At 71.3% G+C, this 12316-nt stretch carries 10 protein-coding genes; 9 read left to right on the top strand and 1 reads right to left on the bottom strand.

From position 1 onward, the window contains the following. The first annotated feature begins 95 nt into the window (after positions 1–95). Genes ACZ4Z2_RS19955 through ACZ4Z2_RS19965 form a run of 3 tightly spaced genes read left to right on the top strand, consistent with a single transcriptional unit; the run spans position 96 to position 1169 of the window. Positions 96–320, top strand: a complete 225-nt coding sequence (locus ACZ4Z2_RS19955) for a DUF4244 domain-containing protein (RefSeq protein ID WP_468077742.1) — start codon at positions 96–98, stop codon at positions 318–320. Positions 321–363: 43 nt separating this feature from the next. Then, positions 364–696, top strand: a complete 333-nt coding sequence (locus tag ACZ4Z2_RS19960) for a TadE family type IV pilus minor pilin (RefSeq protein WP_468077744.1) — start codon at positions 364–366, stop codon at positions 694–696. 44 nt (positions 697–740) lie between these two features. Next, complete coding sequence (locus ACZ4Z2_RS19965; RefSeq protein ID WP_468077746.1) at positions 741–1169, top strand: Rv3654c family TadE-like protein; 429 nt, start codon at positions 741–743, stop codon at positions 1167–1169. Positions 1170–1194: 25 nt separating this feature from the next. On the opposite strand, the gene ACZ4Z2_RS19970 is transcribed toward ACZ4Z2_RS19965, so the two are convergent. Continuing rightward, positions 1195–3660 carry a DEAD/DEAH box helicase gene (locus ACZ4Z2_RS19970; protein WP_468077748.1) on the bottom strand — a complete coding sequence of 822 codons (2466 nt, stop codon included), beginning with the start codon at positions 3658–3660 and terminating at the stop codon, positions 1195–1197. 83 nt (positions 3661–3743) lie between these two features. Here ACZ4Z2_RS19970 and bldG point away from each other — a divergent pair, with 83 nt between their 5' ends. The 6 genes from bldG (at position 3744) to ACZ4Z2_RS20000 (ending at position 12298) form a co-directional block, all read left to right on the top strand. Continuing rightward, entirely contained in the window at positions 3744–4085 is a 342-nt protein-coding gene (gene bldG, locus ACZ4Z2_RS19975) for an anti-sigma factor antagonist BldG (RefSeq protein WP_005475923.1), read from the top strand. A 111-nt stretch (positions 4086–4196) separates the two neighbouring features. Continuing rightward, positions 4197–4631 (top strand): ATP-binding protein, encoded by a 435-nt coding sequence (locus tag ACZ4Z2_RS19980; protein WP_468077750.1) that lies wholly within the window; start codon positions 4197–4199, stop codon positions 4629–4631. A gap of 303 nt (positions 4632–4934) precedes the next feature. Continuing rightward, positions 4935–7340, top strand: coding sequence for a sodium-translocating pyrophosphatase (locus tag ACZ4Z2_RS19985; RefSeq protein ID WP_468077752.1), 2406 nt, complete (start codon positions 4935–4937; stop codon positions 7338–7340). A 225-nt stretch (positions 7341–7565) separates the two neighbouring features. Further along, positions 7566–8153: a small secreted protein gene (locus tag ACZ4Z2_RS19990; protein WP_468077754.1), complete on the top strand. Its 588-nt coding sequence runs from the start codon at positions 7566–7568 to the stop codon at positions 8151–8153. 82 nt (positions 8154–8235) lie between these two features. Next, positions 8236–9768, top strand: coding sequence for a DUF7059 domain-containing protein (locus tag ACZ4Z2_RS19995; protein ID WP_468077756.1), 1533 nt, complete (start codon positions 8236–8238; stop codon positions 9766–9768). Positions 9769–10006: 238 nt separating this feature from the next. Continuing rightward, positions 10007–12298 (top strand): serine/threonine-protein kinase, encoded by a 2292-nt coding sequence (locus ACZ4Z2_RS20000; protein WP_468077758.1) that lies wholly within the window; start codon positions 10007–10009, stop codon positions 12296–12298. Positions 12299–12316 lie beyond the last annotated feature (18 nt).

Here is a 12316-nt window from a genome sequence, read left to right on the forward strand (position 1 = left end):
ACAACGACCGATCTAGGACCGATCGACGGATCGACCGATCGGCTGACCGACTACGAAGCGAACGAGCGACAGAACCTAGCCTCACGGGGGTTGAGATGTACAAGGCAGTACGGGATGCGGTGCGGGTCCGGCTGATGCGTGCCCTGATGTGTCGGGTGCGAGCGGCACGGAGGGACGCGGGAATGGTGACGTCCGAGTACGCCGTCGGCATCATCGCGGCGGTGGCCTTCGCCGCGGTGCTCTACAAGGTGGTGACCAGCGGGCAGGTCCAGGCGGAGCTGCAGGACATCGTCGGGCGGGCCCTCAGTGGCGGGGCGTGAGCCACGGCGGCGCGGCAGGGCCCTGGGCGGCGATCAGGGGTTCGTGACGGCCGAGGCGGCCATGGCCCTGCCCGTGCTGGTGCTGTTCGCGATGGCCCTGGTGTGGGCCCTGCTCGCGGCCTGCGCCCAGATCCAGTGCGTGGACGCGGCGCGGGTCGGGGCCCGCGCCGCCGCCCGGCAGGACCCGCCGGGCGCGGTAGCGGCCGCGGCCCGGCGCGCGGCGCCCGACGGTGCGCGGGTCAGTGTCGGCCGGGACGGCGACTACGTCCGTGTCGTCGTCTCGGCCCGCTCGCCGGGCCCCGGCGGCCTGGGCATGGACCTGAGCCACACGGCCGTGGCCCTGGCGGAGGAGACCGTGGGGGTGGGGACCGGATGAGTGACCGGACGAGCCGGATGAGCCGGACGAGCCGGACGAGCCGGATGAGAGCGCAGTCGACTGCCCACCCGGTCGGCCGCTCGATCAACCGCTCCACCGCCCGGTCGACTGCGCGTTCGGACAGGGGCTCCGCGACCGTCTGGGTCGTCGGTGTGCTCGTCGTGCTGTGTGCCGTGTTCGGTGCCGTGCTCGTGATGGGCCAGGCGGTGGTGGTCCGGCACCGTGCGGCCGGCGCGGCCGACCTCGCGGCGCTGGCTGCCGCCGATCACTGGATGAAGGGCGGCGAGGGCGCCTGCGCGACGGCTGCCAGGGTGGCACGGGCCCAGGGCAGCCGCGTCGTGCGCTGCGAGGTGGAGGGAGAGATCTCCGACGTCACTGCGGCGTCGGGAAGCGGCCCGCTGACTGCTGAGGCCAGGGCGAGAGCGGGCCCGCCGATGCCGGCCCCCGCCCCCCACCTCCGGAGCCCTCGATGACCAAAGCCGTCCCTGACCCTCTGCCCTAAGCCGCCCCGCCCTCCTTCGGAGCGCCCCGGAGCAGTTCCGTGAGGAGGCGTACCGCTCCCCTCTTGTGCAAGGGGTCGTTGCCGTTGCCGCACTTGGGGGACTGGATGCAGGACGGGCACCCGGCGTCGCATTCGCACGCGGCGATGGCCTGGCGGGTGGCGTCGAGCCAGGCGGCGGCCGTGTGGAAGGCGCGCTCGGCGAAGCCCGCGCCGCCCGGGTGGCCGTCGTAGACGAAGACGGTCGGCAGCAGGGTGTCGGGGTGGAGCGGTACGGAGACGCCGCCGATGTCCCAGCGGTCGCAGGTGGCGAAGAGCGGCAGCATGCCGATCGACGCGTGCTCGGCGGCGTGCAGGGCGCCGCCGAGGATCTCGGGGCTGATGCGGGCCGCGTCGAGCTGGTCCTCGGTGACGGTCCACCACACGGCCCGGGTGCGCAGCGTACGAGGAGGGAGATCGAGTTTGGTCTCGCCCAGGACCTCGCCGGTGATGAGCCGGCGTCGAAGGAAGGAGACGACCTGGTTGGTGACTTCGACGGAGCCGTAGCAGAGCCGGCCGTCGCCCCAGGGGATCTCGGTGTCCGTCTCCAGGACCGAGATGGAGGTCGTGTCGCGGGCGACCGTCGAATAGGGCGGGTCGGCCTGTTCGACGAGGGCGACGGAGTCGTCCAGGTCCAGTTCGCGCACCAGGTAGGTGCGGCCCTGGTGCAGATGGACCGCGCCCTCGTGGACGGTGGTGTGGGCGGCGCCCGCGTCGACCGTGCCGAGGAGACGGCCGGTGGCGGCCTCGACGACCTGGACGGGGCGGCCGCCCTGGCCCCGGATGTCGGCGAGGTCGGCGGCCCGTTCCCGGCGGGTCCAGTGCCAGGCCCTGGTGCGGCGGCGGAGCAGTTGCGCGGCCTCCAGCTGGGGCAGCAGCTCCTCGCAGGCGGGACCGAACAGCTCGAAGTCGTCCTCCGTCAGGGGCAGCTCGGCGGCGGCCGCGCACAGGTGGGGGGCGAGGACGTAGGGGTTGTCGGGGTCGAGGACGGTCGACTCCACCGGTCGGTCGAACAGGGCCTCGGGATGGTGGACCAGGAAGGTGTCCAGCGGGTCGTCGCGGGCCACGAGGACGGCGAGGGCGCCCTGGCCCGAGCGCCCGGCGCGGCCCGCCTGCTGCCACAGGGAGGCACGGGTGCCCGGGTAGCCGGAGATGAGGACGGCGTCGAGGCCGGAGATGTCGACGCCGAGTTCGAGGGCGGTGGTGGCGGCGAGGCCGAGGAGTTCGCCGGAGTGGAGGGCGCGTTCCAGGGCGCGGCGTTCCTCGGGGAGGTAGCCGCCGCGGTAGGCGGCCACGCGCCGGGCCAGGGAGCGGTCGACCTCGGCGAGGCGTTCCTGGGTGATCACCGAGATCAGCTCCGCGCCGCGTCGGGACCGTACGAAGGCGACCGAGCGGACGCCCTGGACGGTCAGGTCGGTCAGCAGGTCGGCCGTCTCGGCGGTCGCGGTACGCCGTACGGGGGCGCCCTTCTCGCCCTGGAGCTCGGTGAGCGGGGGCTCCCAGAGGGCGAACACCAGTTCACCGCGGGGTGAGGCGTCGTCGGCGACCTCGGTCACCCGGACGCCGGTGAGGCGGCAGGCGGCGACGGAGGGCTCGGCGGCGGTCGCGGAGGCCAGCAGGAAGACGGGGTCGGCGCCGTAGCGGGCGCACAGACGGCGCAGGCGACGCAGCACCTGGGCGACGTGCGAGCCGAAGACACCGCGGTAGGTGTGGCACTCGTCGATCACGACGTACTTGAGGGCGCGCAGGAAGGAGGACCAGCGGGGGTGGGAGGGGAGGATCCCCCGGTGGAGCATGTCGGGGTTGGTGAGGACGTAGTTGGCGTACTGGCGGATCCACTCGCGTTCCTCGACCGGGGTGTCGCCGTCATACACGGCTGGGCGTACGGCATTGCCCAGAGGTTGTGAAAGTTCCTTCACCGATCGGCACTGATCCGCCGCGAGCGCTTTGGTGGGGGCCAGGTAGAGGGCGGTGGCCCCGCGCCCGTTGGCCGCCTCGGAGCCGTCCAGGAGGCACGACAGGACGGGCGCGAGGTAGGCCAGGGACTTGCCGGAGGCGGTGCCGGTGGCGACGACCACCGACTCGCCGTCGAGGGCGTGCTCGGCGACGCGTGCCTGGTGGGCCCAGGGATGTTCGATTCCGGCGGTCTGGACGGCCGCGACGACCTCGGCGCGGATCCGGTCCGGCCAGACGGCATGCCGACCCGCACGCGGGGGCACATGCTCCGTATGAGTGATGCGCGAAGCCCGGCTCGGGCCCGAGGCGAGCCGGTCCAGGACCTCGCCCGGCGAGGGGCTGGGTGCGGTGTCCGTCGAGGATCGATCGGATCGGTGATTCTTGGCCATCGGCACCGAGTGTGTCACCGGCGTGACGGACAATGGACCCAAGGCGTCGTGCACGCCTGCCGGTAAGTGATTGAATGCCATCGCGGCTGGCGAACCGTCCCGGGGGCTTTCAAGCCGAGGTGTCCCGAGGGGCGAACGCTCGATAGCAAGGTGCTGGAGGATCCGTGGACCTGTCCCTGTCGACCCGTACCGTCGGCGATCGTACGGTCGTCGAGGTCGGTGGCGAAATCGACGTTTATACCGCGCCCAAGCTGCGTGAGCAGCTGGTCGAGCTGGTCAACGACGGGAGTTTCCACCTCGTCGTCGACATGGAGGGCGTCGACTTCCTCGACTCCACCGGGCTCGGCGTGCTGGTGGGCGGCCTGAAGCGAGTACGGGCCCACGAGGGCTCGCTGCGCCTGGTCTGCAACCAGGAGCGCATTTTGAAGATCTTCCGCATCACCGGTCTGACCAAGGTGTTCCCCATTCACACCTCGGTCGACGAAGCGGTGGCGGCCACCGACTGACGACGTTCGTCCGGGCCCCGCGCCCGGAGGAGCCACTGACAAGTCAAGTGAGGGGACCGGGCCCGAGGGCCCGGCCCTTCGACCGCACGCCCGTAGTTCCGAGGGGGATGCATGGCCACCGTTGAGCTCCGCTTCAGCGCGCTGCCCGAGCACGTCCGTACCGCCCGACTGGTGGCGGCAGCGGTGGCGCGCAGGGCCGGAGTGGACGAGGCCGTCCTCGACGAGGTCAGGCTGGCCGTCGGCGAGGCGTGCACCCGTGCCGTCGGGCTGCACCGGAGCAGTGGTGTCTCGGCGCCGGTGCATGTGTCGCTGATCGAGGACGAGAAGCAGTTCTCCATCGAGGTCGGCGACGAGGCGCCCCACAGCGTCCCCGGCGACAAGGCGTCGGGTGCCGGCGGCGAGTCGGAGGCGGACAGCGAGGAGGACGACATGGGCCTCGCGGTCATCAGCGGCCTCGTGGACGACATGGAGGTCACCACCGGGGAGAACGGCGGGCTCATCCGTATGAGCTGGCCGACCACGCCGCCGACCGCGGTGCTGACCTGACTCCGTCGCCACGTCGAGCAATACCCCGAAGGGCCCTGCTGAGCAGGGCCCTTTCCTTTTCTTCCGATCAACGTTCATCGGGATTCCGGAATTCGTGAAGTAATTCACGATCAATGACGCGATAATTTGATCAAGCGTCAATGCCTTTGAGGCGTTACTTCTTTCGAGTAATGTAGCCGGGTGCGGATCATTTGCTGATGGGGATGCGAAGGCTAATTCCGTTTCCGCGCACTGTTTTGATCAGGGTCCGCTCCCTAGAATCCGTCCACATCTTGAGCTCAGCCCAAGCGTCAAGGAGGACGAATGGCGGGGCTTTCTACCCCTCAGCGGTTTGACCACCCCACGAACTTCGCAGCCGCAGTGCTGACCGACGACAACCGGATCATCGTCATGGTGATCGGGGTCGTGGCGCTGGCCGCGCTCGTCGTCGCCGGAGTCCTGGTGCGCCAGGTGCTCGCGGCGGGCGAGGGCACCGACAGCATGAAGAAGATCGCGGCTGCCGTACAGGAAGGCGCCAACGCCTATCTGGCCCGGCAACTGCGCACCCTCGGCGTTTTCGCCGTCGTCGTGTTCTTCCTGCTCATGCTGCTGCCCGCGGACGACTGGAATCAGCGCGCCGGACGATCGGTGTTCTTCTTGATCGGCGCGGCGTTCTCGGCGGCCACCGGTTATATCGGCATGTGGCTCGCCGTGCGCAGCAATGTGCGCGTCGCGGCGGCGGCCCGGGAGGCGACACCGGCGGAAGGTGAGCCGGAAAAGGATCTCACCACGGTTTCGCACAAGGCGATGAAGATCGCATTTCGCACGGGCGGCGTCGTCGGCATGTTCACGGTGGGGCTCGGTCTGCTGGGCGCCTCCTGTGTGGTGCTCGTGTACGCGGCCGACGCGCCGAAGGTGCTGGAGGGATTCGGCCTGGGTGCCGCCCTCATCGCCATGTTCATGCGTGTCGGCGGCGGCATCTTCACCAAGGCGGCCGACGTCGGCGCCGACCTGGTCGGCAAGGTCGAGCAGGGCATTCCGGAGGACGACCCGCGCAATGCCGCCACCATCGCCGACAACGTGGGCGACAACGTCGGCGACTGCGCGGGCATGGCGGCCGACCTCTTCGAGTCGTACGCGGTGACGCTCGTCGCCGCGTTGATCCTCGGCAAGGCGGCCTTCGGTGACGCCGGGCTCGCGTTCCCGCTGATCGTTCCCGCGATCGGCGTCCTCACCGCGATGGTCGGCATCTTCGCGGTGGCGCCACGCCGGAGCGACCGCAGCGGTATGTCCGCGATCAACCGCGGTTTCTTCATCTCCGCGGTGATCTCCCTGGCCCTGGTCGCCGTCGCCGTCTACGCCTACCTGCCGTCGACGTACGCCGGCCTGGACGGCGTCGGGGACCAGGCGATCCTCGACAAGGGCGGCGACCCGCGGATCCTCGCGCTCGTCGCGGTGGCCATCGGCATCGTGCTGGCCGCCCTGATCCAGCAACTGACCGGCTACTTCACCGAGACCACCCGGCGTCCCGTGCGGGACATCGGCAAGACCTCGCTCACCGGCCCGGCCACCGTCGTCCTCGCCGGTATCTCCGTCGGTCTGGAATCGGCCGTCTACACCGCCCTGCTGATCGGTCTCGGCGTGTACGGGGCGTTCCTGCTCGGCGGCACGTCGATCATGCTCGCGCTGTTCGCGGTGGCGCTGGCCGGCACCGGCCTGCTCACCACGGTCGGTGTCATCGTCGCCATGGACACCTTCGGACCCGTCTCCGACAACGCGCAGGGCATCGCCGAGATGTCCGGCGACGTCGAGGGCGCGGGCGCGCAGGTGCTCACCGACCTCGACGCCGTCGGCAACACCACCAAGGCCATCACCAAGGGCATCGCCATCGCCACGGCCGTGCTCGCGGCGGCGGCGCTGTTCGGCTCGTACCGGGACGCGATCCTCACCGCGGCGAACGACGTGGGCCAGAAGGTCTCGGGCGCCGACGCGCCCATGAACCTGATGATGGACATCTCGCAGCCCAACAACCTCGTCGGACTGGTCGCGGGTGCCGCGGTCGTCTTCCTCTTCTCGGGGCTGGCGATCAACGCCGTCTCGCGGTCCGCGGGCGCCGTGGTCTACGAGGTCCGGCGGCAGTTCCGCGAGAAGCCCGGGATCATGGACTACAGCGAGAAGCCGGAGTACGGCAGGGTCGTCGACATCTGCACCAAGGACGCCCTCAGGGAACTCGCCACGCCCGGTCTGCTCGCCGTCATGGCGCCCATCGCGATCGGATTCACGCTCGGGGTCGGCGCGCTCGGCGCCTACCTCGCGGGCGCGATCGGCACCGGGACGCTGATGGCGGTGTTCCTCGCCAACTCCGGCGGCGCGTGGGACAACGCCAAGAAGCTCGTAGAGGACGGCCACCACGGCGGCAAGGGCAGTGAGGCCCACGCCGCGACCGTCATCGGCGACACCGTCGGCGACCCGTTCAAGGACACCGCGGGCCCGGCGATCAACCCGCTGCTGAAGGTGATGAACCTGGTCGCGCTGCTCATCGCTCCGGCCGTCGTCCAGTTCAGTTACGGCGAGGACAAGAGCGTCGGGCTGCGCGTCACCATCGCCGTCCTGTCGATCGCCGTGATCGTCGGTGCGGTGTACGTCTCCAAGCGGCGCGGCATCGCCGTGGGTGACGAAGGCAACTCCGAGCGACTGGCCAAGTCGGCGGACCCAGCGGTGGTTTCGTAGACGGCCATACGACGGGTCCGGCGAGACCCCAGCTCAAAGGGCGGGCGGACGGCGCGTGTTGACGTGCCGGCCGCCCGCCCCGCTGTGTGCGCCGACGGCTCCGTGAGCCTTCTCTCTCTTGGTGCAAATGGTTACAAAATGATAGATAGAGGGGGCTCGGCACACAGGTGGCTCCCCTCCTGCGTGTATGTTCCGGGGCCGAGAGCCACGGAAGGGACCAATCCGGTGAACAAGAAGCTCACGGCCGCACTGTCCGGCGGTGCGGTACTGGTACTGGCGCTGTCCGGGTGCAGCAGCGACGACGGAAAGAACGACAAGCTGAACTCCTGGGCCAAGCAGGTCTGCGACGACGTACAGCCGCAGATCAAGAAGATCGCGGCGGCCAACGCCTCGATCCAGAAGGAGACCTCGGACGACAGCGCGCCGGCGGACGTCCAGAAGGCCGACTCGCAGGGCTTCCAGGACATCTCCGACGCGTACAAGGCCATGGCGACCGCCATCCAGCAGGCCGGGGCGCCGAACGTCGAGGACGGGGACAAGAAGCAGAAGGCCGCGGTCGCGGAGCTGAACCAGCTGTCGACCGCGTACGCCGAGCTGAAGAAGAAGTCGGACGCGCTGAACACCAAGGACCAGGCGAAGTTCGCGGACGGCCTCGAAGGTGTGGCCACGGAGCTGGAGAAGCTCAGCAAGACCGGCAGCAACGCGCTCAAGGAGCTGGAGAAGGGCGAGGTGGGCCAGGCGATGGCCGAGCAGCCGAGCTGCAAGTCCGCGACCGCGTCCGTCTCCACGTCGGCGGGGGCCACCCAGAGCTGACGACACGGGGCCTCGGCGGCGCGACCGGGCGCGGCCCGCACGGCTGCGGGCGGGGCGGCCCGGCGCGGATACCCTGAGGTCTGTGAGTCACTCCAAGCTGTCCTCCCTGCCGTCCGTTGACCGTTCCGACGTCGCCGCTCGGTTGCGCGAGGCCCTGCTCGGCGCCGACTTCACCGCCGACGGGCTGCTCGAACTGCTCGGTGCCTCCGCGTACGCGGCCCTCGCGCGCAGCGAAGTGGTGCCCGCGCTGCGGGCGACGCGCGGCGACTCGGCGCTGGAGGCGCTCGTCCGGCTGTTCCTGCTCCAGCAGCCGGTGGCACGCGCGCGCGTGGAGGCGGTGCTACCCGTCGACGCGTGTGTCGAGAGCGGATGGCTGGTTCCCGTCGGTGATTCCTCCGACGAGATCACTGCCACCGTCGACGTCCGGCCGTACGGCGGCCCTGGCGGCGAGGACTGGTTCATCGTGTCCGACCTCGGGTGCGCGGTCGGCGGGGCCGGCGGGATCGGCAGCAGGGACGAGGGCGTGGTCCTGGGGGTGGGCGGTGCCTCCACGACCTTGGCCGGCATCACCGTCCGGACGCCGGTCGGGTCCGCGCTCGACCTCGGGACCGGCTCCGGCATCCAGGCGCTGCACGCCGCCCAGCACGCCACCCGAGTGACGGCGACCGACCTGAACCCGCGCGCGCTCCACATCACGGCGCTCACGCTGGCACTCTCCGGCGCACCGGCGGCCGATCTGCGCCGGGGCTCGCTCTTCGAGCCGCTCACGCACGACGAGACGTACGACCTCATCGTGTCCAACCCGCCGTTCGTGATCTCGCCCGGCGCCCGGCTCACCTACCGCGACGGCGGCATGGGCGGCGACGACCTGTGCCGCACCCTCGTCCAGCGGGCCGGGGAGCGGCTCAACGAGGGCGGCTTCGCGCAGTTCCTCGCCAACTGGCAGCACGTGGAGGGGGAGGACTGGCAGGAGCGGCTCAGGTCGTGGGTGCCGCGCGGCTGCGACGCGTGGATCGTGCAGCGGGAGGTCCAGGACGTCACGCAGTACGTGGAGCTGTGGCTGCGGGACGCGGGCGACCACCGCGGTGACGCGGCCGAGTACCAGGCCCGGTACGACGCGTGGCTGGACGAGTTCGAGGCGCGCAAGGTCAAGGGCGTCGGGTTCGGCTGGATCACCCTGCGCAAGTCGGCCGCGGCCGACGACGAGCCCTCGATCACCGTCGAGGAATGGCCACATCCGGTCGAACAGCCGCTCGGCGATACGGTGCGGGCCCACTTCGCGCGCGTCGACTACCTGCGGGCCCACGACGACGCCGCCCTCCTCGGCGCGCACTTCCGGCTCACCTCCGAGGTCGTCCAGGAGCAGGTCGGACTGCCCGGCGCCGAGGATCCCGAGCACGTGGTGCTGCGGCAGAACCGCGGGATGCGGCGGGCCACGAAGGTGGACACGGTCGGCGCCGGATTCGCCGGTGTGTGCGACGGCTCACTCAGCGCGGGGCGGATTCTGGACGCCATCGCCCAACTCGTGGGCGAGGACCCGGTGGCGCTGCGCGACCGGACACCGGTCCAGATCCGGCTCCTCGTCGAGCAGGGCTTCCTCGAACCGGCCTCCTGAGAGGGCCCCGGCAGAAGCCCGGCAGACAGCCCGGCGGCTCGCCGAGGACATGTTCGAGCGCCCCGTTCGAGTAAGGGACGGGGCGCAGCGGTACCCCTGGGCCGCATGTGTCCGGTCTGGCTGGATTGATCCGTAAAAGGTCTCCTGTCAGTGGCGCGTGCGAAGCTATTTTCAAGAGACGGATTCGACGTGTCCTCGGGGGAGGCACGCGCTGTCTCTGGGGGATCGGGGGATCGCGATGGCGGGGGATACGCCGGAGCAGGGCCAGGGAAGGATCATCAACGGCCGCTATCGCCTGCTGCGCACACTGGGCGCGGGCGGCATGGGCCGGGTCTGGCTCGCGTACGACGAGGAGTTGGCCTGCGAGGTCTCCCTGAAGGAGATCTCCATGCCCGACGTCCCGATGGACGCGAGAGAGCCCGCGCAACGCATCGCCAGGGCCCGCAGCGAGGCCCGGCACGCAGCCCGGCTGCGCGGCCACCCCCATGTGGCGACGGTCCACGACGTCGTGCTGCACGAGGGCCTGCCGTGGATCGTCATGGAGTACGTGCCGGACGCCGTCGACCTCCAGGCCGTCGTCCGGCAGCGGGGGCCGCTCGCCCCCGAGCAGGTGGCCCGGATCGGGCTCGCCGTCCTCGACGCGCTCACCGCGGGGCACCGGATCGGCATCCTCCACCGCGATGTGAAACCGGCCAACATCCTGCTGGCCGCCGACGCCTCCGGCGACCCCTACGCGCGCGTGCTGCTCACCGACTACGGCATCGCGCTCCAGCCGGAGTCCCGCGAGCCCCGGCTCACCGCCACCGCCGGCATCCTCGGCACCCCCGGCTACCTGGCGCCCGAGCGCGCGCGGGGCGAGCCGCCGACACCTGCCGCCGACCTGTTCTCCCTCGGCGCCACGCTGTACGCGGCGGTCGAGGGCCGCGGCCCCTTCGACCGGCACGGCGAGTACGCGACGCTCACCGCCCTGCTGGGCGAGGAGCCCGCACCGCCCGCCCGCGCCGGTGAACTGGCGCCCGTGCTGCACGGACTGCTCATCAAGGACCCGGTACGGCGCCTGTCACCCGAGGCGGTGGCACGCGGACTGGAGCGGGTTACGGACGCCGGCGCCCCCGGCGGCCGGGCGACCGCCGGTTCGCCGCAGGGCCACGCGGCCGCCGCGCAGGGCGTCAACACGCCGAACACACCCGGCGCGCCCCACACGCCGTACACCCCGCACACGCCGGGGGCCGCCCCCTACACACCCCACACCCCCGGCGCCACCCCGCACACGCCGGGCGCCCCGCCGACCCCGAACACGCCGCACACCCCGGCGGGCGGCCCGAACACCCCTGGCGCGGGCCCGAACACCCCGGCCGGACCGTCGCCGTACGACCCCTGGCGGCAGGCGCAGCCCCGCGGCCCGTACGACGGCCACAACCCGTACGCGGGCGGCCGGCCCACGCCCTACGGCAATGTGGCGGGCGGTCAGCAACCCGCCCAGGGCGGCTATCCGGGCAGCCCGGCCACGCCGTACGGGAGCGCGATGGGCGCCCAGGCGCCGTTGTACGGCGGCACCATGGGCAGTCAGTCGCCGTACGCGGTCAACCGGTCCACGCCGTACGGCGGCGGCCCGCCCCCTCCGGGCAACGCCGGGTTCCCCACGGTCACCGCCGTCGCCCCGCAGCCCGGCCCGCCCCGGCGCAAGATGCCCCCGGCCGCGCTCGTCGCGATCGTCGTGGCTGTGCTGCTCGTGGCGGGCGGCGGCACCTGGGCCGTGGTCCACCTCATGAACGTCCCGCCGGACCCGCCCGGACAGGTGATCGCCACATATCCCTACGGCGAGAAGGCGGCCCTCACCAAGCCGCTCCAGGTAGGGGACTGCGTCAAGGCGGTCTGGACGGGGGCGGCGTTCAAGTCGCTGCCCGACCTCGGCGTGGTGGACTGCGAAGAGGACTGGCCGGACGGCCAGGTCGTGGCGATCGAGACGGCCTCCGACCACGAGGACGCCCGGGCCAACGGCCCGCAGCGCTGCGCCAACCAGGCCGACTCGATGGCCGAGGCCCTCCCCGACGCCGGCGTCTACGCGCTCGTGCCGACGAAGGAGGGCTTCACCGCGGCCAAGGGCGGTACGGCCTGTCTCGTCCTCGGCAAGCACGTCCCCATAGGCGGCGAGGTGGGCCGGCTCCGCGACACGGGCGTGCACCTGTGGCCCACGCAGATGGCGGTCGGCGACTGCTGGGACTACACCAGCCGGGACAAGGGATACGACGCGCCGCTGACCGACTGTGCCCAAGCGCACACCGACCAGGTCGTCGGATCGGTCCAGGCCCCGGACAGCATGACCTTCCAGGGCGCCCTCGACGAAGGGGGAAAGCTCTGCACCAACAGGTTCGAGTCGACTTGGGCGCCCGGCTCCGCCCTGATCGTGTCCGGCTGGGTCTCCGACGAGGACGAGTGGAAGAAGGGCTTCAACAAGGTGGTGTGCACGGTGCGCAACGCCGACGTCTCCCGGACGACCGGGCAGATACCCACACCCGGCTCGGTCTGAGACCCGGACGCCTCGCGT

Source organism: Streptomyces sp. NPDC030183 (assembly GCF_055573455.1).

Bases quoted from the DNA above. Each gene is read 5' to 3' on its own strand.
- ACZ4Z2_RS19955 (WP_468077742.1), top strand. From the start codon at position 96: ATGTACAAGGCAGTACGGGATGCGGTGCGGGTCCGGCTGATGCGTGCC.
- ACZ4Z2_RS19965 (WP_468077746.1), top strand. From the start codon at position 741: ATGAGAGCGCAGTCGACTGCCCACCCGGTCGGCCGCTCGATCAACCGC.
- ACZ4Z2_RS19970 (WP_468077748.1), bottom strand. From the start codon at position 3,660: ATGGCATTCAATCACTTACCGGCAGGCGTGCACGACGCCTTGGGTCCA.
- ACZ4Z2_RS19980 (WP_468077750.1), top strand. From the start codon at position 4,197: ATGGCCACCGTTGAGCTCCGCTTCAGCGCGCTGCCCGAGCACGTCCGT.
- ACZ4Z2_RS19985 (WP_468077752.1), top strand. From the start codon at position 4,935: ATGGCGGGGCTTTCTACCCCTCAGCGGTTTGACCACCCCACGAACTTC.
- ACZ4Z2_RS20000 (WP_468077758.1), top strand. From the start codon at position 10,007: ATGGCGGGGGATACGCCGGAGCAGGGCCAGGGAAGGATCATCAACGGC.